Origin of the sequence: Pseudomonas sp. S35, from assembly GCF_009866765.1 — a bacterium.
In the GTDB taxonomy this organism is placed as follows: Bacteria; Pseudomonadota; Gammaproteobacteria; order Pseudomonadales; family Pseudomonadaceae; genus Aquipseudomonas.
Map to the genome: position 1 here is coordinate 5,831,922 of NZ_CP019431.1, position 23,315 is coordinate 5,855,236.

Here is a 23,315-nt window from a genome sequence, read left to right on the forward strand (position 1 = left end):
CCTGCGATCGCGGTGGTTCAGCCAGCAAACATATTGACTGACATACCGTCATCGCAGGCAAGCCAGCTCCCACATTTTGATCTTCGCAAGTACTCGCAACTCACGTTCGACACAACGAGGTCGAGCTAGAACAATAACAATGGACGGTACTTCCCCATGCCTAGCGAACCCACTGGATCTTCCGTCGACTTTGAAAAAGTCGGCACCGACTACTTCCAACAACGCGAACTGAAAAAAGGTGCCGCCGGCTGGGTGCTGTTAGTTGGCCTTGGCGTTGCCTACGTGATCTCCGGCGACTACGCCGGCTGGAACTTCGGCCTGGCCCAGGGTGGCTGGGGCGGGATGTTCCTCGCCACATTGCTGATGGCCACCATGTACCTGTGCATGTGTTTTTCCCTGGCCGAGTTGTCTTCCATGATTCCTACCGCCGGCGGTGGCTACGGCTTCGCCCGCAGCGCCTTCGGCCCCTGGGGCGGCTTCCTGACCGGCACTGCGATCCTGATCGAATACGCCATCGCCCCCGCCGCCATCGCCGTGTTTATCGGCGCCTATTGCGAGTCGTTGTTCGGCATTGGCGGCTGGATGATCTACCTGGCGTTCTACATCATCTTTATCGGCATCCACATTTTTGGGGTCGGCGAAGCCCTGAAGCTGATGTTCGTGATCACCGCCGTCGCCGCAATTGCCTTGGGCGTGTTCCTGGTGGCAATGGTGCCGCACTTCAACGTCGCCAACCTGCTGGACATTCCAGTGACCGAAGCCAAGGGCGCCAGCACCTTCCTGCCATTCGGCTACGTCGGCGTGTGGGCCGCAATCCCCTATGCGATCTGGTTTTTCCTGGCGGTCGAAGGTGTGCCGCTGGCCGCCGAAGAAACCAAGAACCCCAAGCGCGACCTGCCTCGCGGCCTGATCGGCGCCATTGTGGTGCTGACCAGTTTTGCCCTGCTGATCCTGGTGATTGCACCGGGCGGCGCGGGCACGTATGCGCTGATCAAATCCGGTAACCCGCTGGTTGAAGCGCTGGCATTGTCCTACGGCGGCTCGACCTGGATGGGCAGCTTCGTCAACCTGGTGGGCCTGGCGGGCCTGATCGCGAGCTTTTTCTCGATTATCTATGCCTATTCGCGGCAGATCTTTGCGCTGTCGCGTGCCGGCTACTTGCCGCGCAAGCTGTCTGAAACCAACAAAAGCAAGGCGCCGGTACTGGCCTTGGTGATCCCGGGCATCATCGGTTTTGGCCTTTCGCTGACCGGCCAGGGTGATCTGTTGATCCTGGTAGCCGTGTTTGGCGCGACGATTTCCTACGTGCTGATGATGGCCGCGCACATCACCCTGCGCATCCGTCGCCCCAAAATGGAACGTCCTTACCGCACGCCGGGTGGCATTTTCACTTCCGGTGTTGCACTGGTACTGGCTTGCGTGGCCGTGGTGGCGGGCTTTCTGGTGGATCCACGGGTGGTGATTGGCGCCGCGATCATCTATGGAGTATTAATTGCTTACTTTGCTTTCTACAGCCGGCATCACTTGGTAGCAGGCACGCCCGAAGAGGAATTCGCGGCGATCCAGGCCGCAGAGGCCGCCTTGCACTAACTGCCGTAAACCTCGACGCGGGCAGCAGCCCGCGTCGTCAAGGAGACACTGTATGGCAAGCTTTTCCCACGCGGTCGGTGCACAGACCTACCGCTTCGACAGCCTCAAGGACGTGATGGCCAAGGCCAGCCCCGCACGCTCTGGGGACTTCCTCGCTGGCGTGGCCGCGCAGAACGACGGCGAACGGGTGGCGGCGCAAATGGCGCTGGCGAATATCCCGCTCAAGCATTTCCTTGAAGAAGCGCTGATTCCGTATGAAAGCGATGAGGTCACTCGGCTGATCATCGACACCCACGACAAGCAGGCGTTTGCCGCCGTCAGCCACTTGACCGTCGGCGGGCTGCGCGACTGGCTGCTCAGTGACGCGGCCGACGAACATTCCCTACGCGCCCTGGCGCCGGGGCTGACACCGGAAATGGCCGCTGCCGTGTCCAAGATCATGCGCGTGCAGGACCTGGTGCTGGTGGCGCAGAAGATCCGCGTAGTCACCCAGTTTCGCGGCACGATGGGCCTGCGTGGTCGCCTGTCGACCCGCCTGCAACCCAACCACCCGACGGATGAACCGGCAGGCATCGCCGCGAGCATTCTCGACGGCCTGCTCTACGGCAACGGCGACGCCATGATCGGCATCAACCCGGCCACCGACAGCATCGCCTCGATCTGCGCCATGCTGGAGATGCTCGACGCGATCATCCAGCGCTACGAGATTCCAACCCAGGCCTGCGTACTGACCCACGTCACCACCTCCATCGAGGCGATCAACCGGGGCGTACCGCTGGACCTGGTGTTCCAGTCGATTGCCGGCACCGAAGCAGCCAATGCCAGTTTCGGCATCAACCTGAACGTCTTGCAGGAAGGCTACGACGCGGGCTTGAGCCTCAATCGCGGCACCCTGGGCCAAAACCTGATGTATTTCGAAACCGGTCAAGGCAGTGCCCTGTCGGCCAACGCGCACTTTGGCGTCGACCAGCAAACCTGCGAAACCCGCGCTTATGCAGTCGCCCGGCACTTCAAGCCGTTTTTGGTGAACACCGTGGTCGGCTTTATCGGCCCCGAGTACTTGTACAACGGCAAGCAGATCATCCGCGCCGGCCTCGAGGACCACTTCTGTGGCAAGTTGCTGGGCGTGCCGATGGGGTGCGACATCTGCTACACCAACCACGCCGAAGCCGACCAGGACGACATGGACACCCTGCTCACCCTGCTCGGCGTGGCCGGAATCAACTTCATCATGGGCATCCCCGGCTCCGACGACATCATGCTCAACTACCAAACCACCTCGTTCCACGACGCGCTGTACGCCCGCCAGACACTGGGTTTAAAACCGGCGCCGGAGTTTGAACAGTGGCTGGCGAAAATGGGCATCTTTACGCAAGCCGACGGCAAGGTGCACTTCGGCAAAAGCCTGCCACCGGCGTTTCGCCACGCCTTGGCGCAATTGGGATGAAGGAGCCGACCGTGCAACCAGACCTGCCAGACAACCCGTGGCTGGAGCTGCGCCGCCTGACCCCAGCGCGTATTGCCCTGGGCCGTACCGGCACCAGCATTCCCACCAGCGCCCAGCTTGATTTCCAGTTCGCCCACGCCCAGGCACGGGACGCAGTGCACCTGCCCTTCGACCATGCCGGGCTCAGCAGCCAATTGGCAGAGCGCGGGCGCGACAGCCTGTTGTTGCATAGCGCCGCCGTGGACCGGCATAGCTACCTGCAACGTCCGGACTTGGGGAGGCGCTTGAGTGATGAATCGGCCCAGGCGCTGCGCGACCATGCCGACGCCAACCCCGGCGGCGTGGACCTGGCGGTGGTGGTGGCCGATGGTCTTTCGGCGCTGGCGGTGCATAAACATACGCTGCCGTTTCTTACACGCATGGAGGAACAGACCCACGCCGAAGGCTGGTCCTTGTCACCGGTGATCCTGGTGGAGCAAGGCCGTGTGGCTGTAGCCGATGAGATCGGCCAGTTGCTCGGCGCCAAAATGGTGGTGATCCTGATCGGCGAGCGGCCTGGCCTCAGTTCGCCGGACAGCCTGGGGCTGTATTTCACCTACAACCCCAAGGTCGGCCTAACCGACGCCTACCGCAACTGCATCTCGAATGTGCGCCTGGAAGGCTTGAGTTATGGCATGGCGGCGCATCGTTTGCTGTACTTGATGAAGGAGGCGTGCCGCCGGCAGCTGTCAGGTGTAAACCTCAAGGACGAAGCGCAGGTTCAGACCATCGAATCCGACGAGCCTGACCTGATGAGAGGTAATTTCCTGCTCAGCCCACCCGAGGACTGATCCCGGCACGATTGCGCTTTTTGGCGTCTTTAGGCAGCATCAAGTCACGGCCGCGCGTGTGGTCATACCCCATTTGGAAGTTGAGGCCTGGCATGCGGATTACTCAAGCGACCCTGGAACACCTGGACCTGTTGACCCCACTGTTCGTCAAATACCGCGAGTTTTACGGGGCATTGCCCTTTCCGGATTCGTCGCGGGCCTTCCTGGAAAAGCGCCTGCGCCGCAAGGAGTCGGTGATCTACCTGGCCCTGGCCGATGACGATGACAAGAAACTGCTTGGGTTCTGCCAGCTGTACCCAAGCTTTTCTTCGCTGTCGCTCAAGCGGGTGTGGATACTCAATGACATCTACGTGGCCGAAGATGCGCGCCGGCAACTGGTGGCAGACAACCTGATGCGTACGGCGAAAAAAATGGCCAAGGAGACCCATGCGGTGCGCTTGCGGGTGTCCACCAGCAGTGACAATGAAGTGGCGCAAAAAACGTACGAGTCGATCGGGTTTCGTGAAGACACCGAATTCAAGAACTACACCTTGCCGATCAGCGAAGACTAACCAACCAAACCCTGCACATTCACTGTGAGAGGGGCGGTGCGACGATTCGACTGCCCCCGATAGCGGCGTATCAGCCAGACTATTTATAACTGACACGCCATCATCGGGGGCAAGTCGAATCGTCGCACCGCCCCGACCACATTGAATCTCCAGCGCTCTGTAGACCTTGCACCACGACATCCCCCGCTACAAAACCAACAGGCTTTTCACCTCTCAATCCGTATAATGCGGACCTTTCAGGGTTGTAAGAAATGCGGCATACACTTGTAGCCTTATTAACCCGAGCTTCCGCACAAGCCTGCTGAGCCGGGCCATTCACACAGGTGCCATCCATGGATTTCAACCCGCTCGACCTTATCCTGCATCTCGACGTCTATCTCGACCTGCTGGTAACCAATTACGGTCCGTGGATCTACGCCATTCTGTTCCTGGTCATCTTTTGCGAAACCGGCCTGGTGGTCATGCCGTTCCTGCCGGGTGATTCGTTGCTGTTTATTGCCGGAGCCGTAGCCGCAGGCGGCGGCATGGACCCGGTATTGCTGGGCGGCCTGTTGATGCTGGCAGCCATCCTCGGCGACAGCACCAACTACGTGATCGGGCGAACGGTAGGCGAACGGTTGTTCAACAACCCCAACTCGAAAATCTTCCGCCGCGACTACCTGCAAAAAACCCACGATTTCTACGACAAGCACGGTGGCAAAACCGTCACCCTGGCGCGCTTCCTGCCGATCCTGCGCACCTTTGCGCCGTTCGTCGCCGGTATCGCGAGAATGCCGTACCCACGGTTCTTCGGTTTCAGTGTGCTGGGCACGATCCTCTGGGTCGGCGGCCTGGTGACCCTGGGCTACTTCTTCGGCAACGTACCGTTTATCAAGAAAAACCTGTCGCTGCTGGTGGTGTTCATCATCCTGCTGTCCTTGGTGCCGATGATCATCGGCGTGTTCCGCAGCCGTTTTGGCCGCACCTCCTCCGAAGCCAAGCCGCAGTAACCGCCGATGTGGTCCCTCAGCGCCTGGCGTCGCCGGCGCCTGCTGGCCAAGCACCCGATTGCCGATGACACCTGGCAGCGGGTGCGCCATCACCTGACCTTCCTCGACGGCATCAGCGCCGAGCAGGACCAGTGGCTGCGCGAAGCCTGCGTGGTGTTCCTCGCCGAAAAACACCTCACCGCCCTGCCCGGCGTCGAACTGCACCAGGAACAACGCCTGCTGCTTGCCGCTCAGGCGCAATTGCCGCTGATGCATCTGGGCGACCTCGACTGGTACCAAGGCTTCCACGAAATCGTGCTGTACCCCGACGACTTCCTGAGCCCCCAGCGCCATCGCGACAGCAGTGGCATCGAACATGAATGGGACGGCGAACACAGCGGCGAAGCCTGGCAACAAGGCCCGGTGATTCTTGCCTGGCCCGGCGTGCTCGCCAGCGGCCAGTGGGAAGGCTACAACCTGGTGATCCACGAACTGGCGCACAAACTCGACATGCTCAACGGCGACGCCAACGGCCTGCCACCGCTGCACGCCGACATGCGCGTGCAGGAATGGGCCAGCGTGATGCAGGGCGCCTACGACGACCTCAATCGCCAACTGGACGCCAACCCCGACGCCGAGACGGAGATAGACCCGTACGCCGCCGAAAACCCCGCGGAATTCTTCGCCGTCACCAGCGAATATTTTTTCAGCGCCCCGGATTTGCTGGTCAGCACATATCCACAGGTGTACGCCCAACTCAGCCGCTTTTACCGCCAGGACCCCTTGGCCCGCCTGACCCACCTGCAAGCCCACGACCCGCGTTATCAGCCACAAGGCGAATGACCGTACGACGTCTGGCGCATGGCATCGCCGTCAGAATATGCCTATAATCGCCGCCACTTTTAGGCCAATCCGGCCATGTCATATGGCCAACTACGGGGGCAACGCCCAATGAGCTACAGCAAGATTCCGGCTGGCAAAGACCTGCCGAACGACATCTACGTCGCCATCGAGATTCCGGCCAACCACGCGCCGATCAAATACGAAATCGACAAAGACAGCGACTGCCTGTTCGTTGACCGTTTCATGGCCACCCCGATGTTCTACCCGGCCAACTACGGTTTTATCCCGAACACCCTGGCTGACGACGGTGACCCCCTCGACGTGCTGGTCGTGACCCCTTACCCGGTTACCCCAGGTTCGGTCATCCGCGCTCGTCCAGTCGGCATCCTGAACATGACCGACGACGGCGGCGGCGATGCCAAGGTTATCGCGGTACCTCACGACAAGCTGTCGCAGCTGTACGTGGACGTGAAGGAATACACCGACCTGCCGCCACTGCTGCTGGAACAGATCAAGCACTTCTTCGAGAACTACAAAGACCTCGAAAAAGGCAAATGGGTGAAGATCGACGGCTGGGGCGATGCAGAAGCAGCCCGCGCCGAGATCATGAAGTCGGTTGCCGCCTACAAAGGCTGACACTGAGTCCTCATTGCTCTGGCAATCAAAAAAGCTCCGATCATTCGGGGCTTTTTTTGTGGGAAAAATTAAACAACAAGTTCAACATCTAATACGCAGAGTTTAACCAAGCACTATTACCGAAAGATCGAGCCACAACTAAGCAAAAACCTACACGCGCAATTCAACGCATGGTTTATTTGATTAGTTTTCTTGGCCAGTAAACTCTGCGTTTATGAATACATCAGGTGATCGTTTAAAAGCGCTATTACGGGAAGTTCATCTTTCCGCCTCCGACTTCGCCAAGAATCGTGGTGTCACGCCTCAACACGTGAACAACTGGTTCAAGCGCGGTGTACCCATGGGCCGACTCAACGAGATCGCAGAACTGCTTTGCGTCTCCAGCCGTTGGCTGCGCACCGGCGAAGGCCCCAAACACCCTCCGGCCAACTTCCTGCTCGAAGGCCCGGAAACACGCAAAGGATTGCCCACCACCCGCGAAGGAAGCGGCAAATACCTCCCAGGCCCAGCCTGCCCGCCGGAAAAGATCGACGTGGAGATCCCCCTCCACCCCACCTTCACCTCAACCCTGCGCATCCGCCTCTCCCTGCACACGCTCGAAACCCTCAACGTCAACCCCGACCGCGCGGTAGGCGCCTACATGGTCGACAACAGCATGATCGACATCATCCAGCAAGGCTCCACCCTCGCCATCGACAAAGGCCGCACCCAAATCATCGACGGCGAGATTTACGCCGTCGAACACGACGGCATGCTGCGCATCAAATACCTCTACAACCGCCCTGGCGGCGGCCTGCGCATGCGCAGCCACAATGCCGGCGAACACCCGGATGAATACCTGAACCATGAAGAACGGTTTGAACAGAACTTCAAAATCATAGGCTGGGTATTCTGGTGGTCCACCCTCAACAACCGCCGTCCTCCAGTCCCCCAGGATGAGCAGTTATTAGGCTGGGAAGGCTCTAAATCGGACCCGGAGGTGGGCATTTGAAGTGAATACGGGTATCATGCGCCGCACATTTGGCAGGGGGTGGCTCAAAGCTATTCACCCTGCTCGGCGATGCGGAGGAGTTCCCGCGGATGCCCCTACTATTCAGCCCGACGCAATGTGGGCTGAGCGATTTGAAGGCTGATGAGGCTTGTCAAAAACAAGCTGAAGCAGTCCCCGAGAAGCCGGCCACAAGCCGGCTTTTTAATGTGTGCTCTACCGTATTTCCAGCCAAGCAGATACCACTACAACATACTCGCAACCACCTTATCAAAATCAGCAAACCTCTCCTTCAACCGCTCAATCGTCGACCGCCACTTCTGTGTCCTAGGCCTACAAATTGTATTCTGATTCCCAAACATCCCTGTCTCCCGCACAGCCTGGCTCACTGCAACGGTATCCAACCACTCAACCGACACAAAGTAATCACACCGCTCCGGATCGTCCAAAAACTCAGCGTGATAATTTGCACGCTTGGCAACCTCAAGCACCGGGCGCTCCTCACCGTTCACAGTCACTGTGAATTCGTTCGCAGGAGTCGATTTTCCACGCACCCTTCCAACGCCGACATAACCCTGCTGCGGAATGTTCACCCACACACGATCACCCGGCGAAAGCAGCTGCAACGTTCTGCTATACCAAGCCCCGCCGCCGCCTGAGATAAAGCCAAACTCCCTGGCGTCCTCCCATGAGCGAGATGTCGAATCTCCGAACGAGCAATAGAACTCACCGTTCCAAGGCTCGTTATGCCCCTCGCTCGCCGACACCGCATTCACTTGTGTCTGAACGGGATCGAGTAGCCAGGACCGACTCAACAGTTGCTGTTCACCCATTTGGAAAATCTGAAAACACAGCACGTTGATCGGTATATCTCGTTTACTGAGGTATTCAACAATCCGCTCGCTGCTTGCGTCTAACTCCGTAGCGACAATGACCAGTTGATGGCTTTGATTTAGCTCGTCATCGTCTAGGACACGTCCAAAACGAGCTAAAAAGTCAGCGTAGAGGGTATTTCCTGGTCTGAATCGCTCGTAAATCGCGCCGATCTCATTAGGCTGTAAACCTTGAACCCACGCAGCGTAGTCAAGTGTCTGGGCGACAACGTCCCGTGGGGTGCGGTCGCGTTTGAGCTCAACCAATACGAGGTTCCCATCGGGGGCTATAGCCAGCAGATCAATGCGTCCACCTGAGCTGGTTTTCTCTTGCTTGCCTATCAGCATCCACTCGTCTGAGAGGATGCCTGGCGAGTTGAGGATCATGTCTTCAAGCAACTGCTCACTGACCAATCGGCTCAAAGGGAGCTTGCTCGGCGCAACACCGACGGTCCAAACATCCGTTTTTATGGGCAAGTGGTACATCCTTGGCGAGGTGGAGTTTCGCGACTCTAACACCGTCGCAACCCAATCTGTCGACAAGGGCACGATACGTAAATATCCAGGCCAGTACGGCATTTGGTCAGCGCCTTGCTGACCAAATGCAAATATCACATCACCTCGGCTGCATACACTCCACCGCCCGATCCGCCACCATCTTCGCCATGTCCACCAAATGCATCACCGCCCTCTGCGGCGCAGCCACGGGCTCACCGAGCATTTGCGACGTCGCCACTGCACACTGCAGCAACTCAGCCACTCGCACCCAAGCATCCTCGAAGCTCAGCTCTTCATTGACAGTAAATGGGTTGGTTACAGGCGATGAGCGCGAATCCGAAACAACGTTATCCATAGCAATACTCCAATCGATAATTTGGAGCTGCCACTTCCCGCGACTAAACAAAAGGCGGCAGCTGTACGCAGGTTAGTCGACCGGTCGATTGGTAACCCGGCGCACCCGGAGGTGCCCTGCGCACAGCCACCATAAGATGCAGGCGAAGGGGTGCCTGACTCATGAGTTGCTTTTGCGCCAATCGAATCCGGGCGACTAAACCCGATCACTGAATATGCAGTGACGGGCCGAAGCCTAGTCACCCCATTTCGCTGGCGCAAGCCGCTGGGATTCTCTCGGAAACGTCCTGCAAATGAAAGGGATCGAACCTGCTGGCCGTTCAAACCACTGTCCCTCTCAGGTTGACAGTAAGACTCATCCCACCCGATTTATCCCTCCCGTCCCACCCATTAATCTATGCCCATGTTGAACGCAACGCCCAACCAACCTAAACAAAAAAGGATTCAACCATGAGCACTCCAACCTACAACCGCTTGAACAAAGAGGACGCCGTAGTTCTGCTGGTCGACCACCAGACCGGGCTGATCTCGCTGGTGCAGGACTTCTCGCCCAACGAGTTCAAGAACAACGTGTTGGCCCTGGCTGACCTGGCGAAGTTCTTCAACTTGCCGACTATCCTCACCACCAGCTTCGAGCAAGGCCCCAACGGCCCGCTGGTGCCAGAGCTCAAAGAGATGTTCCCGGACGCGCCGTACATCGCACGCCCTGGCCAGATCAATGCGTGGGACAACGAAGACTTCGTCAAGGCGATCAAGGCCACTGGCCGTAAGCAGATCATCATTGCCGGTGTGGTCACGGATGTGTGCGTAGCGTTCCCGACCTTGTCGGCGCTGGCGGAAGGGTTTGAGGTGTTTGTGGTGACTGATGCGTCGGGCACGTTCAACACCACGGTGCAGCAGGCGGCGTGGAGCCGGATGACGCAGGCCGGGGCGCAGTTGATGAACTGGTTCTCGGTGGCGTGTGAGCTGCACCGCGACTGGCGCAACGATATCGAAGGCCTGGGTAATCTGTTGTCCCAGCGCATTCCCAACTATCGCAACCTGATGAATGGGTATGCGGCGCTGACGGCTCATCAGAAGTAAGTCAATCTGGATTCGCGACAAGCCTGCCTTGAAAGCAGGCTTTCGTCGTTGGGTCCAAGGTGTGTTTGCGCAGATGCCAACCCTTGACTCTCCCCTATACAGCAGCCCCTACCCTGAAAGCCCAATGTTCAGGCATCCATGTCATGATTCAACGCATCCTGGTTATCCTCGGCCATCCTTCCAGCACCGGTTTCTGTTCAGCCCTCGCAGACACTTACCTACACGCCGCGACAACCGCCGGCCATGAGGTGCGCTTCTTGCACTTGGGTGCCCTGAGTTTCGATCCCGTCCTTCGCCACGGCTATACCCAAACGCAACCGCTGGAACCCGACCTGCTCAGCGCACAGTCCGACATTCTCTGGGCGACTCACCTGACATTCGTTTTCCCGATCTGGTGGGGCGGCATTCCGGCGTTGATGAAGGGCTTCATCGACCGTATTTTTCTACCCGGTTTTGCCTTCAAATACCGTGCGGGCAAGGCATTCCCCGACAAGTTGCTCGCAGGCCGGACGGCGCATTTGTTAGTGACCCTGGACACGCCGCCATGGTATTACCGCTGGTTATATCGCATGCCTGGCGTGCATCAGATGCGTAAGACCACACTGGCATTCTGTGGCATCAAGTCGATCAAGACGTTGCTGTTTGGGCCAGTGTTGGGGTCTACGCCAGCGCAGCGCAGCAAGTGGCTTAAGCAAGCCGGCGGATTAGTTGAAAAAGGGCGCTTTAATGTACATCGGCAAAGCCGCGCAACAGTCGGGCACGACCATCAAGGCGATTCGTCACTATGAAGCGATTGGGCTGCTGCCGGCACCGCAACGTCAGGGCCAGTATCGGGTTTATTCGGAGCAGAGCGTTGAGTTGCTGATGTTTATCAAGTGCGCGCAGCAGTTGGGCTTCAAGCTCAAGGAATTGCAGGAAATTATGCAGGGTCACCAAGGTGGTGCGCTGCCTTGGGAAAAGGCAGGCCAGGTCATTGCAAACAAAAAGCAACAAATCACCGCACAAATGACTGCGCTACAGAACATGCAAGCGGGACTGCTTGAGTTCGAAGCCCAGCTCACACACGCCCAAGGGCGATGCGCTCAAACCAAAACGATGCTCATCCGCACGGACGATGAGCCGATCAGGACGCACAATCACCTCAATACAGCGGGCGAGTGAGCCCCCCCTCATTTGCCCAGAGTCCCCATGTCTGCTAGTGTCCCGCCGGTTTACCGTCTACCGGAATAGCCGCCATGGCCCGCAAAAAAGTTGCACTCGATTTCGAACAATCCCTCGCCGACCTGCAAACCCTGGTCGAGCGTCTGGAGAACGGCGAGTTGTCGCTGGAAGACTCGTTGACGGCGTTTGAGCAAGGCATAGGCCTGACTCGCGACTGCCAGAGCGCACTCGCGCAGGCGGAGCAGAAGGTGCAGGTATTGCTGGAGCGTGACGGGGAGTTGGCCGAAGAACCTTTCGATGCGGAACAGCCCGAATGATCGACGCGTATCAGGCCAGTAGCCAAGCCCGGGTGAATGCGGCGCTGGAGCCCTTGTTTGTTGCGCCCAGCCCGCAAATGAACCGTCTTTACGACGCCATGCGCTACAGCGTGATGAATGGCGGCAAGCGTGTGCGCCCGTTGCTGGCGTATGCAGCGTGTGAGGCCTTGGGCGCACCCGCCGAAGAGGCCAACGGCGCAGCCTGTGCGGTCGAGTTGATTCACGCCTACTCCCTGGTCCATGACGATTTGCCGGCGATGGATGACGACGATCTGCGTCGCGGCCAGCCCACTACCCATAAAGCCTTTGATGAAGCCTACGCGATCCTGGCCGGTGATGGCCTGCAAAGCCTGGCATTCAGCGCCCTGCTGGACCCGGCGCTCAGCAGCGTCAACGCCGAGATCCGCCTGCGCATGGTCACCGCCCTGGCCCACGCTGCGGGCCCCGCCGGCATGGTCGGCGGGCAGGCAATCGACATGGGCTCGGTCAGCATCAAGCTGGATCAACAAGCTCTCGAACATATGCACCGCCACAAGACCGGCGCGCTGATCGAAGCCGCCGTGCACCTCGGTGCCCTGGCCAGTGGCCGTGCCGAAGCTGCGCAGTTGGCGGCCTTGCAGACCTACTCCCGGGCCATCGGCCTGGCGTTCCAGGTGCAGGACGACATTCTCGACGTAGAAAGTGACACGGCCACCCTGGGCAAGCGCCAAGGTGCCGATATCGCACGGGACAAACCGACTTATCCTGCACTGCTTGGGCTCGATGCAGCCAAGGCATACGCCTTGGAACTGCGCGATCAAGCCCTGGACGCCCTGCGACCTTTCGACGCGGCAGCCAAGCCACTGCGTGACCTAGCGCGGTATATCGTCGAACGCCGCCACTGAAAACGGCGGCCATTGCAGCCGCATATCGGCCAAGTTCGGCGCTCTGCGTGGGCAGTTTGCGATGCTTGAGGTAAACTGCCGCCTCTTCTTATACCTATAACGATTCGCCTGATGCCCACGACGTTTCAAGAGATTCCCCGCAAGCGCCCGTCCACGCCCCTGCTCGACCGTGCTGCCACGCCGGACGGCCTGCGTCGTCTGGGTGAAGCCGAGCTGGAAACCCTGGCCGATGAGTTGCGCCTGGAATTGCTCTACACGGTCGGCCAGACCGGTGGGCATTTCGGTGCCGGCCTGGGCGTCATCGAGCTGACCATCGCCTTGCATTACGTGTTCGACACCCCGGACGACCGGCTGGTGTGGGACGTGGGCCATCAGGCGTATCCGCATAAGATCCTCACGGGCCGCCGCGAGCGCATGAGCACCCTGCGTCAGAAGGACGGCGTTGCTGCCTTCCCGCGCCGCGCCGAGAGCGAGTACGACACCTTTGGCGTCGGCCACTCCAGCACCTCCATCAGCGCAGCGCTGGGCATGGCGATAGCCGCCCGTCTGCAAAACAGCGAGCGCAAGGCGATTGCGGTGATCGGTGACGGCGCCTTGACCGCCGGCATGGCCTTTGAAGCGCTGAACCATGCGCCGGAAGTGGACGCCAACATGTTGGTGATCCTCAACGACAACGACATGTCGATCTCGCGCAATGTCGGCGGTCTGTCGAATTATCTGGCAAAGATTCTCTCCAGCCGTACCTACGCCAGCATGCGCGAAGGCAGCAAGAAGGTGCTCTCGCGCCTGCCCGGCGCGTGGGAAATTGCCCGACGTACCGAAGAATATGCCAAGGGCATGCTGGTCCCCGGCACCCTGTTCGAAGAGCTGGGCTGGAACTACATCGGCCCGATCGACGGCCACGACCTGCCGACGCTGATCGCCACGCTGCGCAACATGCGTGACCTCAAGGGCCCGCAGTTCCTGCATATCGTCACCAAGAAAGGCAAAGGCTTCGCCCCGGCGGAAGTCGACCCGATTGGCTACCACGCGATCACCAAGCTGGAACCGGTGGACGCCCCCGCCGCCGCACCGAAAAAGGCCAGCGGGCCGAAGTATTCCGGTGTGTTTGGCGAATGGCTGTGCGACATGGCTGCCGCCGATCCACGCCTGGTGGGCATTACCCCGGCGATGAAGGAAGGCTCGGACCTGGTGGCGTTCAGCGAGCGTTTCCCGCTGCGCTACTTCGACGTGGCGATTGCCGAGCAACACGCGGTGACGTTCGCGGCCGGCATGGCCTGCGAAGGCGCCAAGCCGGTGGTGGCGATCTACTCCACGTTCCTGCAACGCGGCTATGACCAGCTTATCCACGATGTGGCGGTACAGAACCTCGACGTGCTGTTCGCCATCGACCGCGCAGGCCTTGTGGGCGAAGACGGCCCGACCCACGCCGGCAGCTTTGACCTGTCGTACCTGCGCTGCATCCCGGGCATGCTGGTGATGACGCCGAGCGACGAAAACGAACTGCGTAAAATGCTCAGCACCGGCCACCTGTACAACGGCCCGGCCGCCGTGCGTTACCCACGCGGCAATGGCCCGAATGCCGTGATCGAAAAAGACCTGGAGCCGATCGAGATCGGCAAAGGCATCGTGCGTCGCCAGGGCAGCAAGGTTGCGTTCCTGGTGTTCGGCGTGCAATTGGCCGAAGCGCTGAAAGTCGCCGAGAAGATCGATGCCACCGTGGTCGACATGCGTTTCGTCAAACCGCTGGATGAAGCCCTGGTGCGTGAAATCGCCGGTAGCCATGAGTTGCTGGTGACCGTTGAAGAGAACGCCATCATGGGCGGCGCCGGTGCGGCGGTCAGTGAGTTCCTGGCGCGAGAGAACATCCTCAAGTCGGTGCTGCACCTGGGCTTGCCGGATGCGTACGTCGAACACGCCAAGCCGGCGCAAATGCTGGCCGAGTGCGGCTTGGACGAAGCAGGGATAGAGGCATCGGTGCGCGAGCGCATGGCGCTGCTCTGCCGGTAGAAATCGCATCAAAATGTGGAAGGGCGTGCGCCCTCCCACATTTTCCCCCGATAGCGGTCTCAGCGGCTCGGAGCAATCACCTGACACAGCCGCGCTACCGCTTCCAGCATTTGCCCGCTAGGCCGTTCCAGGCCTTTGTCCGGCACCAGGCGTACCCGCGCAGCCATCAATGGCCAGGCCTTCCAGGCCTCCAGTTGAGCCTGATCCCCCACCAGGATCATCTGCGGATTACGCTGCAACACCGACTCGATATTCACCTGTGGCGCGGGTAGCTTCAGGTCGTCAAACACGTTGCGCGCGCCGCAGACACCCAACGCGTCGCTGATGATCTGCCCGCCGCCGACGGTATACAGCGGCTGGTTCCACACCTGATAAAACACCCGCACTGGCTCGGCCTGTTGATAACGCTGGCGCAGCCCGGCCAGGCGCTGGCGCAGTCGTGCAGCCAACTGCCGACCGGCCTCGGCGCGTCCCAATTGCTCGGCGATGGCTTGGACTTGGGTGGCAAGCTGTTCAAGGCTATGGGGTTCGGCGACGTACACCGGGATATTCAGGCGTCGCAGCTGTTCGCGCTGGGCCGGGCCGACACTGCCGGGCCACAGCAGGATCAGGTCGGGATTGAGGCTGAGCAGGCGCTCCATGTCCAACTGGCCGTAATGCCCCACAGAGGGCACTTTCGCTAGCGCCGCCGGGCGGTCGCCGCCATCGAGCACGCCCACCAGCAAGTGCGCAGCGCCTAGTTCAGCGACGATTTCAGAGAGGGATGGCGCCAGGCTGACGACGCGTTCGGCCGCGAATGCCTGGGCACTGAAGACCAGCAACAGCGCCAGCCAACGACGCCTCATCCCAGTTGGCGGGGAATGCGATAGAGATAGAACAGCACCATCGTCGACAGCGCCAGCAGGAACAACGGCACCGCTTCCAGGCCGACGAACACCGCCAGCGCGCCGACCCACGCAGGGATCGCCGCCACCAGCAACGCCGTACGTCGACGCGCCGCCAAGGTGATCCAGGCAGCCGGCTCTTCGGTGGTGTCGAGGGCTTTTGAGGTGGCAATCAGCGCGTGTTTATAACCGTGGAAGTAACGCAGGCTGAGGAACATCGAGGCCACACCAGCGATGAACAACGGCATGGCCAGCACGGGCAGCAGGGCTACCTGGCCAAACACCAGGTTGAGCACGAACAATGGAAGCAGCGCCAGGGCCAAGTACTGCCACCAGTTAAAGGACAGTCGCCGTTTGACCTGACCACGGGTCACGCGCGGTCGACCTCGCCCTGGTGCTCGTTGCCCATCATGTGGTCGAGCTTGCTGGCCTTGGTCGCCAGGTAGAGTTTGTTGTGCGGGTTGTGCCCGGTGTGCAGGGGCACGCGCTCGGCCACGGTGATGCCCATCTCGGTCAAGGCCTTGACCTTGCGCGGGTTGTTGGTCATCAGGCGCAGGGATTTCACGCCCAAGTGCTCCAGCATCGGCAGGCAAATCGCGTAGTCGCGCTGGTCGGCAGCGAAGCCCAAGCGTTCGTTGGCCTCGACCGTGTCGGCCCCGCCGTCTTGCAGCTCGTAAGCGCGAATCTTGTTCATCAGGCCGATGCCACGGCCTTCCTGACGCAGATACAGCAACACGCCACGGCCTTCACGGGCGATAGCGCGCATCGCTGCTTCCAGTTGTGAGCCGCAGTCGCAGCGCTGGCTGAACAATGCATCGCCAGTCAGGCATTCGGAATGCACACGCCCCAGCACCGGCGCGCCATCGGCGATATCGCCCAGGCTGAGCACAACGTGCTCGCGCCCGGTGGCTTCTTCGAGGAAGCCGTTCATGGTGAACGTGGCAAAAGGGGTAGGCAGCTTGGAAGCGGCGACGAAAACGACGGGCACCGTGTGCTCCTGATTTCAGATTTCACAGAGACGCGCATTGTAACAGCAGGTTCCTACAGACGCTTAAGCTGAATGATCGCTGATAAAGATCAATCGGTTCGATTGGCCTTCATCTCGGTTCTATGCAGTCAGAACGGATACGGCAGTTTCCAGCGCAGGAAAATCGGTTTCAGCTCGCCATTTTTAACCAGCACGGCCATGCGCTGGTCGAACACGGTGCGCAACGCACGGCCACGCTCGGTATCAGCAAAGCCGACGTAGAGCGGCAGGTCGATGAGGTGGGTGAGGCGGAACGTGGAACGGTCTTGCGCCTGACTGAGCACATATTGCGCTTCGGTGAGCGCGTCGATGTAGAAGTCGGCACGGCCGTGCTGGAGCATCGGCAAAATCCCATCGCGGCGTTGAATCTGGTTGAACCGACGCACGTTGGGCAAGTACGCCTCGTATCGGTAGCCGCGCACCCAGGCCAGCCGGTACTCGCCCAGCTTCGCAACACTCGGTGTCGGCGAGGTCGCCAGCCCAAGGGCGTAGATAGGATCAGAATCGAAGTTCCAGCGCGGGTACAACACACCCTGGACCTCGTCACGGTAAGAACCGACCCAGCCGTCCACTTCGCCGCGTTGGGCCAGGCCCACCGAGCGGGTATAGGGTTCGATACGGGTTTGCAGGGTCACCCCGGCCGGCTCGAATACTTGACGCAACACATCCCAGGCCAGCCCGCTGCCGTCGGCATTGGTGTAGTCGTCCCAGGCCTCACTGGCGAGCATGATCTTGCCGGGGACCACAGGCCCGTCCTGCGCCTGCGCCCATGCCGGAATCATGCACAGCAGTATCAGCAGCCAGCGGCGCACATCCATGAGTACGACCTCCTGCAAAACCTTGCGTCGACAATGACGTTATAGAGGGTAGCGCAGCACACCGGTTCAGGGCGTGTCGCGAAAGTGTTGGTAACCCCGGATGGCCGGTGTGATGTCCTGCCCAGTCGCACCAAACAGCGTGACGCCCTGCCCCGCCTGGACGCGGCCGATGACGTGCACCGGCCAACCCGCGGCCAATAAGGGCGCCAGCTCGACGGGCGGCAGGGTGAACGCCAGCACGTAGTCGTCGCCGCCGCTCAATGCGGCCACCCGCGCCTCGTCGTCACCGACAAACGCCAGCAAGGCGTCGGACAACGGCAACCTGTGACGCTCGATCAACAAGCTGACGGCCGATGCCTTGGCAATATGCCCGCAATCGGCCAGCAGACCGTCGGAGATATCCATCGCCGCCGTCGCCTTGCCCCGAAGGGCCAGGCCCAGGGCCAACTGCGGTTGCGGCGACCAGTAATGCGCCAGCAACGGATCGGCAATGGCTGCATCGGCGCTGCGCTGGCCCAACACCAGCGGCAAGGCGCCAGCGGCGTTGCCCAAGTCGCCGCCCACACACAGCAGATCACCCGGCTGCGCACCACTGCGCGTCAACGCCTGCCCGGCCGGTACACGGCCAAACACCGTGAGGGTCAGGCTCAGGGGCCCGCGCGTGGTATCGCCGCCCACCAGCCCTACGCCGCAGCTTTGCGCCATAGCATTCAAACCCTGGGCATAGCGTTGCAGCCAGTCGGCATCGACCGTCGGCGTAGTCAGGGCAAGGGTAAACGCGAGGGGGTTGGCGCCCATGGCGGCCAGATCGCTCACCGCCACGGCCAGCGAACGCTGGCCGAGCAGGAACGGATCACACGGGTCGGCAAAGTGCACGCCGGCCACTAGGGTATCGGTGGAGATTGCCAGTTGCTCCCCAGCAGGGAGCGCCAGCAAGGCGCAGTCGTCGCCGATCCCCAAGGCAATGCCTTCGCCGCCCTGCGCACAGGGCGCGGCGGCGAAGAACTTGCGGATCAGCTCGAACTCGCCCATTCAGGACTCAAGCGCAGGTTAGCGCTTGAACGCCTTCACTTCGGCTTCGCGCAGGCGTGGGGCCAGCTTGTCGAGCACGCCGTTGACGAACTTGTGACCGTCGGTCGAACCGTAGACTTTCGCCAGTTCGATACCTTCGTTGATCACCACGCGGTATGGCACGTCGACGCGCTTGAGCAGTTCCCAGGTGGACAGGCGCAGTACGGCCAGTTCAACCGGGTCCAGCTCTTCAAGGGTCAGGTCCAGGCACGGCGACAGCGCCGCATCGATCTCGGTCAGGTTGGCCGGGACGCCATGCAGGATGTCGTGGAAGTAGCTTTGGTCGGCGAAGGTGAAGTCGTTATCGACGCGAAACTGCGCTTCGATCTCGTTCAGCGAAGTGCCGGCCATGTGGCGCTGGTAAAGCGCCTGGGTCGCGAGCTGGCGGGCAGCACGGCGCTTTTCGCTTTTCGATGGCTTGCCAGCGTCGGCTGGACGCTCGTCGCGCGGGTTGAAACGATCGCTCTCGTCGGAAATCACTTGGCCTCCAACTGCGACAGCAGGCTAACCATTTCCAGGGCGGACAGAGCAGCTTCAGCGCCTTTGTTGCCGGCCTTGGTGCCGGAACGCTCGATGGCTTGCTCGATGGAATCAACAGTCAGTACGCCGAAAGCGACTGGCACGCCGAACTCCATGGACACTTGGGCCAGGCCCTTGGTGCATTCGCCAGCCACGTATTCGAAGTGCGGGGTGCCGCCACGAATCACAGCGCCCAGGGCGATGATCGCCGCGTATTCACCCTGTTGAGCAACTTTTTGCGCAACCAGTGGAATTTCGAAGGCGCCAGGGGCGCGGATGATCGTGATGTCGCTCTCGCTCACACCGTGGCGAACCAGGGCATCCACGGCACCGCTTACCAGGCTTTCAACCACGAAGCTGTTGAAGCGGCCAACCACCAGGGCATAGCGGCCTTTGGGGGCGATGAAGGTACCTTCGATGGTCTTCAGGGTCATTCGACAAATCTCTTAAAGAGCCGGGACGCGAAAAGTGCGTCCCTCAGTGATGATTTAACCGCGAACAAGGGGCAAACAGCGCCAGCCTTTATTCGGAGGGCACGTATTCTACAACTTCCAGATCGAATCCGGATATCGCATTAAATTTCATCGGTGCGCTCATAAGGCGCATTTTGCGCACACCGAGGTCGCGCAGGATCTGCGAACCGGCCCCGACAATGCTGTAGGTGGTCGGTGTTTTAGCCTGGGTCTGCTCGGCGGTTTCACGGATATGCGCCAGCAGCACGTCGCCGTCCACCGGGTTACCCAGCAACAACACCACGCCACTGCCCGCCTCGGACACCGCTGCCATAGCGGCGCGCAGGCTCCAACGGCCTGGTTGCTTGACCATCAACAGGTCGCGCAGTGGGTCCATGTTGTGCACGCGCACCAGGGTCGGCTCGTCGCCGCTGATGCTGCCCAGGGTCAGCGCCATGTGCACGTCGCCTTCCACCGAATCACGGTAGGTCACCAAATTGAATTGGCCCAGTTCGCTGTCCAGTGGCTGCTCGGCAATCCGCTGAACGGTACGTTCGTGGATCATGCGGTAGTGAATCAGGTCGGCAATGGTGCCGATCTTGATGTTGTGTTCGGCGGCAAAAGCTTCGAGCTCAGCACGACGGGCCATGGTGCCGTCGTCGTTCATCACTTCGCAGATCACCCCGCTCGGCTCGAAACCGGCCATGCGCGCCAGGTCGCAAGCGGCTTCGGTGTGGCCGGCGCGAGCGAGGGTGCCGCCCGGTTGCGCCATCAACGGGAAGATATGCCCAGGGCTGACGATGTCTTCGGCCTTGGCGTCTTTCGCGGCAGCGGCTTGCACGGTGCGCGCACGGTCGGCAGCGGAAATGCCGGTGGTGACGCCGGTGGTCGCTTCAATCGACACGGTGAACTTGGTGCCAAACCCGGAGCCATTGCGCGGCGCCATCAACGGCAGCTTGAGCAACTCGCAGCGCTCGCGACTCATGGGCATGCAGATCAGCCCACGGGCGTGCTTGGCCATGAAGTTGATGTGCTCAGGCTTGCAGGCCTCGGCGGCCATGATGATGTCGCCTTCGTTCTCGCGGTCTTCGTCATCCATCAGGATGACCATCTTGCCTTGGCGGATGTCTTCAACCAGTTCTTCGATGTTATTGAGCGCCACGCGGCACCCCCTTGGTCAGGATTTCAGGTAGCCGTTAGCGGCCAGAAAGCTCTCGGTGATGTTACCCGCAGCAGGCTCTGCGGCCTTGTCGCCCAACAACAGGCGCTCCAGGTAACGGGCAAGCAAGTCGACTTCCAGGTTCACCCGGCGACCAGGCTGGTACGACGCCATGATGGTTTCGCTCAGGGTGTGGGGAATGATGGTCAGCTCGAATTCGGCGCCATTCACGGCGTTCACGGTCAGGCTGGTGCCGTCGACGGTGATCGAGCCTTTGTGGGCGATGTACTTGGCCAGCTCTTTGGGCGCGCGGATGCGAAACTCCACGGCGCGGGCATTTTCGCTGCGGGCAACCACTTCGCCGACACCGTCGACGTGGCCGCTGACCAGGTGACCGCCGAGACGGGTGGTGGGGGTCAGGGCTTTTTCCAGGTTGACCGGGCTGCCGGCCGCAAGGTCGTTCATCGCGGTGCAGTCCAGGGTTTCCCGGCTGACGTCGGCGGCAAAGCCGTTGCCTGGCAACTCGATGACGGTCAGGCACACGCCGCTGACGGCGATGCTGTCGCCCAGCTTGACGTCGCCCAGGTCGAGCTTGCCGGTTTCAACCAACAGGCGCACGTCGCCGCCTTTGGGGGTCATTGCACGGATGCTGCCGATGGATTCGATAATGCCGGTGAACATTTCGTTCTCCTGAAAACGAGGGGCTGACGCGCAAGCGCAGGCCGGGAATTATACGCTCGCTGCTGGCACAGGGATGGCAGTGACTCGCCAGTCGTCGCCTACAGCGCGCATGTCAGTGATCTTGAGTTGGGGGGCATCGGCCAGTTTCTCAAGCGGCCAGTCCAGCAAAGGCCGGGCGGCGGAGCCGAGGAACTTGCCTGCGACGAAAATCACGTATTCGTCCACCAGCCCCTGCTGGGCAAACGCCCCCGCCAGGCTTGGGCCGGCTTCCACCAGCACCTCGTTGACGCCACGGGCCGCCAGGGCCACCAGTGCCGAACGCAGGTCGACCTGGCCCTCCACACCCGGCACCACCAGGCACTCGGGGCCACGGGGGAACTGGTTTTCCGGAGTGACACAGGTGATGACCAACGCCGGGCCGGCCTTGAAGAACGGCGCGTTGAGCGGCACCCGCAGGCGACCGTCGATCAACACCCGCAGCGGCGGGCGCGACATGGCCAGCGCGGTGGTTTCTTCATCCAGGCCCAGTTCGGCGGCACGCACGGTCAGGCGCGCGCCGTCGGCCAACACCGTGTCGGCGCCGGTCAGCACCACGCTGGCTTCGGCACGCAGGCGCTGCACGGCGGCGCGGGCGGCAGGGCCGGTGATCCACTGGCTTTCGCCGCTGGCCATCGCGGTGCGGCCGTCCAGGCTCATCGCCAGCTTGACCCGCACAAACGGCAAGCCGTGTTCCATGCGTTTGAGAAAGCCCGGGTTCAGCGCCCGCGCTTCACTTTCCAGCACACCGCTGCGCACTTCGATCCCGGCCTGGGCCAAGCGCTGCATACCGCGCCCCGCCACTTCCGGATTGGGGTCCTGCATGCCGGCGACGACACGCGCCACACCGGCACTCACCAGCGCATCGGCGCACGGCGGCGTGCGGCCGTGATGGCTGCACGGTTCGAGGGTCACGTACACCGTGGCGCCACGGGCCTTGTCACCGGCGGCGCGCAGGGCATTCGGCTCGGCATGGGGTTCGCCGGTGCGCTCATGCCAGCCTTCGCCGACAATCTGCCCGTCGCGCACAATCACGCAGCCCACCCGAGGGTTGGGGTGGGTGGTGTACAGGCCCTTGCGGGCCAGTTCGAGGGCGCGGGCCATGTAATGGGCGTCGAGGACAGCTTGTTCAGCAGAAGGCGGGATCATGGTTTGACCGGCTCACGGGCCAGGCGGTCGATCTCTTCGCGGAACTCATTGAGGTCCTGGAAGCGTCGATACACCGAAGCGAAACGGATATAGGCGACTTCGTCGAGCTTTTGCAGCTCGCCCATCACCAACTCTCCCACCACCAGGCTCTTGACCTCGCGCTCGCCGGTGGCTCGCAGCTTGTGCTTGATGTGCACCAGTGCCGCTTCCAGCCGCTCGACACTCACCGGGCGCTTTTCCAGGGCGCGCTGCATACCGGCGCGCAGTTTTTCTTCGTCGAAAGGCTGGCGGCTGCCGTCGGACTTGATCAGACGTGGCAATACCAGTTCGGCGGTTTCGAAGGTGGTGAAACGTTCACCGCAGCCAGAGGCCAGGCATTCGCGCCGGCGACGCACTTGATCGCCCTCGGCGACCAGACGCGAGTCAATGACCTTGGTGTCGTTGGCACCGCAGAAGGGACAGTGCATGGTGGCAGGCAACAAAAAAA

General features: G+C 60.9%; 27 protein-coding genes. 14 read left to right on the forward strand and 13 right to left on the reverse strand.

All coding sequences use genetic code 11. From position 1 onward, the window contains the following. The first annotated feature begins 156 nt into the window (after positions 1-156). The 8 genes from eat to PspS35_RS26325 all read left to right on the forward strand — a co-directional run bounded on the left by eat (position 157) and on the right by PspS35_RS26325 (position 7,856). Entirely contained in the window at positions 157-1,590 is a 1,434-nt protein-coding gene (eat, locus tag PspS35_RS26290) for an ethanolamine permease (protein ID WP_159937406.1), read from the forward strand. 52 nt (positions 1,591-1,642) lie between these two features. Then, positions 1,643-3,037 carry an ethanolamine ammonia-lyase subunit EutB gene (locus PspS35_RS26295; RefSeq protein WP_159937407.1) on the forward strand — a complete coding sequence of 465 codons (1,395 nt, stop codon included), beginning with the start codon at positions 1,643-1,645 and terminating at the stop codon, positions 3,035-3,037. Beyond that, complete coding sequence (gene eutC / locus PspS35_RS26300) at positions 3,034-3,867, forward strand: ethanolamine ammonia-lyase subunit EutC (protein ID WP_159937408.1); 834 nt, start codon at positions 3,034-3,036, stop codon at positions 3,865-3,867. The genes PspS35_RS26295 and eutC overlap by 4 nt, the downstream gene beginning before the upstream one ends. A 92-nt stretch (positions 3,868-3,959) precedes the next feature. Beyond that, positions 3,960-4,418, forward strand: coding sequence for a GNAT family N-acetyltransferase (locus PspS35_RS26305; RefSeq protein WP_017528964.1), 459 nt, complete (start codon positions 3,960-3,962; stop codon positions 4,416-4,418). Positions 4,419-4,750: 332 nt separating this feature from the next. Further along, complete coding sequence (locus tag PspS35_RS26310) at positions 4,751-5,407, forward strand: DedA family protein (RefSeq protein ID WP_159937409.1); 657 nt, start codon at positions 4,751-4,753, stop codon at positions 5,405-5,407. 6 nt (positions 5,408-5,413) lie between these two features. After that, positions 5,414-6,229: a M90 family metallopeptidase gene (locus PspS35_RS26315; RefSeq protein WP_159937410.1), complete on the forward strand. Its 816-nt coding sequence runs from the start codon at positions 5,414-5,416 to the stop codon at positions 6,227-6,229. 108 nt (positions 6,230-6,337) lie between these two features. After that, positions 6,338-6,865: an inorganic diphosphatase gene (gene ppa, locus PspS35_RS26320; RefSeq protein ID WP_049711351.1), complete on the forward strand. Its 528-nt coding sequence runs from the start codon at positions 6,338-6,340 to the stop codon at positions 6,863-6,865. A gap of 214 nt (positions 6,866-7,079) precedes the next feature. Continuing rightward, positions 7,080-7,856 (forward strand): S24 family peptidase, encoded by a 777-nt coding sequence (locus PspS35_RS26325; RefSeq protein ID WP_159937411.1) that lies wholly within the window; start codon positions 7,080-7,082, stop codon positions 7,854-7,856. Between the two features lie 242 nt (positions 7,857-8,098). Here the strand turns inward: PspS35_RS26325 and PspS35_RS26330 are convergent, their stop codons facing one another. Beyond that, positions 8,099-9,202: a nuclease gene (locus tag PspS35_RS26330; RefSeq protein ID WP_159938120.1), complete on the reverse strand. Its 1,104-nt coding sequence runs from the start codon at positions 9,200-9,202 to the stop codon at positions 8,099-8,101. A gap of 139 nt (positions 9,203-9,341) precedes the next feature. Beyond that, the gene (locus PspS35_RS26335) at positions 9,342-9,578 is read right to left on the reverse strand and encodes a hypothetical protein (RefSeq protein WP_159937412.1); all 237 of its coding nucleotides are present in this window, start codon (positions 9,576-9,578) and stop codon (positions 9,342-9,344) included. Between the two features lie 449 nt (positions 9,579-10,027). On the opposite strand from PspS35_RS26335, the gene ycaC reads away from it, so the two are divergent. From ycaC to dxs, 6 genes are all read left to right on the forward strand, one after another. Then, positions 10,028-10,660, forward strand: coding sequence for an isochorismate family cysteine hydrolase YcaC (gene ycaC, locus PspS35_RS26340; protein ID WP_159937413.1), 633 nt, complete (start codon positions 10,028-10,030; stop codon positions 10,658-10,660). A 143-nt stretch (positions 10,661-10,803) separates the two neighbouring features. Next, entirely contained in the window at positions 10,804-11,448 is a 645-nt protein-coding gene (locus PspS35_RS26345) for an NAD(P)H-dependent oxidoreductase (protein ID WP_159937414.1), read from the forward strand. After that, the gene (locus tag PspS35_RS26350) at positions 11,387-11,821 is read left to right on the forward strand and encodes a MerR family transcriptional regulator (RefSeq protein WP_159937415.1); all 435 of its coding nucleotides are present in this window, start codon (positions 11,387-11,389) and stop codon (positions 11,819-11,821) included. The genes PspS35_RS26345 and PspS35_RS26350 overlap by 62 nt, the downstream gene beginning before the upstream one ends. Positions 11,822-11,895: 74 nt before the next feature. Continuing rightward, positions 11,896-12,138 carry an exodeoxyribonuclease VII small subunit gene (locus PspS35_RS26355; RefSeq protein WP_003176346.1) on the forward strand — a complete coding sequence of 81 codons (243 nt, stop codon included), beginning with the start codon at positions 11,896-11,898 and terminating at the stop codon, positions 12,136-12,138. Next, positions 12,135-13,022 carry a (2E,6E)-farnesyl diphosphate synthase gene (gene ispA / locus PspS35_RS26360; RefSeq protein ID WP_159937416.1) on the forward strand — a complete coding sequence of 296 codons (888 nt, stop codon included), beginning with the start codon at positions 12,135-12,137 and terminating at the stop codon, positions 13,020-13,022. Before PspS35_RS26355 ends, ispA begins: the two co-directional genes overlap by 4 nt. A 111-nt stretch (positions 13,023-13,133) precedes the next feature. Beyond that, a complete protein-coding gene (gene dxs / locus PspS35_RS26365) occupies positions 13,134-15,032 on the forward strand; it encodes a 1-deoxy-D-xylulose-5-phosphate synthase (RefSeq protein WP_159937417.1) in 1,899 nt (632 codons plus the stop codon). 59 nt (positions 15,033-15,091) lie between these two features. On the opposite strand, the gene PspS35_RS26370 is transcribed toward dxs, so the two are convergent. From PspS35_RS26370 to nrdR, 11 genes are all read right to left on the reverse strand, one after another. Next, positions 15,092-15,877, reverse strand: coding sequence for a cobalamin-binding protein (locus tag PspS35_RS26370; RefSeq protein WP_159937418.1), 786 nt, complete (start codon positions 15,875-15,877; stop codon positions 15,092-15,094). Next, on the reverse strand, positions 15,874-16,290 hold the full coding sequence (locus PspS35_RS26375) for an MFS transporter (RefSeq protein ID WP_159937419.1): 417 nt from the start codon (positions 16,288-16,290) through the stop codon (positions 15,874-15,876). Before PspS35_RS26375 ends, PspS35_RS26370 begins: the two co-directional genes overlap by 4 nt. Beyond that, complete coding sequence (gene ribA, locus PspS35_RS26380; protein WP_016978544.1) at positions 16,287-16,904, reverse strand: GTP cyclohydrolase II; 618 nt, start codon at positions 16,902-16,904, stop codon at positions 16,287-16,289. Before ribA ends, PspS35_RS26375 begins: the two co-directional genes overlap by 4 nt. Positions 16,905-17,032: 128 nt before the next feature. Then, on the reverse strand, positions 17,033-17,761 hold the full coding sequence (locus PspS35_RS26385; RefSeq protein ID WP_159937420.1) for a transporter substrate-binding domain-containing protein: 729 nt from the start codon (positions 17,759-17,761) through the stop codon (positions 17,033-17,035). A 66-nt stretch (positions 17,762-17,827) separates the two neighbouring features. Continuing rightward, complete coding sequence (gene thiL, locus PspS35_RS26390; RefSeq protein ID WP_159937421.1) at positions 17,828-18,793, reverse strand: thiamine-phosphate kinase; 966 nt, start codon at positions 18,791-18,793, stop codon at positions 17,828-17,830. Positions 18,794-18,811: 18 nt separating this feature from the next. After that, entirely contained in the window at positions 18,812-19,312 is a 501-nt protein-coding gene (gene nusB / locus PspS35_RS26395) for a transcription antitermination factor NusB (protein WP_159937422.1), read from the reverse strand. Next, entirely contained in the window at positions 19,309-19,785 is a 477-nt protein-coding gene (gene ribE / locus PspS35_RS26400; RefSeq protein ID WP_003176356.1) for a 6,7-dimethyl-8-ribityllumazine synthase, read from the reverse strand. Before ribE ends, nusB begins: the two co-directional genes overlap by 4 nt. Positions 19,786-19,873: 88 nt before the next feature. Beyond that, a complete protein-coding gene (gene ribBA, locus PspS35_RS26405; protein ID WP_159937423.1) occupies positions 19,874-20,965 on the reverse strand; it encodes a bifunctional 3,4-dihydroxy-2-butanone-4-phosphate synthase/GTP cyclohydrolase II in 1,092 nt (363 codons plus the stop codon). A 15-nt stretch (positions 20,966-20,980) separates the two neighbouring features. Continuing rightward, positions 20,981-21,643, reverse strand: a complete 663-nt coding sequence (locus PspS35_RS26410; RefSeq protein WP_032861639.1) for a riboflavin synthase — start codon at positions 21,641-21,643, stop codon at positions 20,981-20,983. Between the two features lie 48 nt (positions 21,644-21,691). After that, positions 21,692-22,828, reverse strand: a complete 1,137-nt coding sequence (ribD, locus tag PspS35_RS26415) for a bifunctional diaminohydroxyphosphoribosylaminopyrimidine deaminase/5-amino-6-(5-phosphoribosylamino)uracil reductase RibD (RefSeq protein WP_159937424.1) — start codon at positions 22,826-22,828, stop codon at positions 21,692-21,694. Continuing rightward, on the reverse strand, positions 22,825-23,295 hold the full coding sequence (gene nrdR, locus PspS35_RS26420; RefSeq protein ID WP_160385008.1) for a transcriptional regulator NrdR: 471 nt from the start codon (positions 23,293-23,295) through the stop codon (positions 22,825-22,827). Before nrdR ends, ribD begins: the two co-directional genes overlap by 4 nt. Between the last annotated feature and the right edge of the window lie 20 nt (positions 23,296-23,315).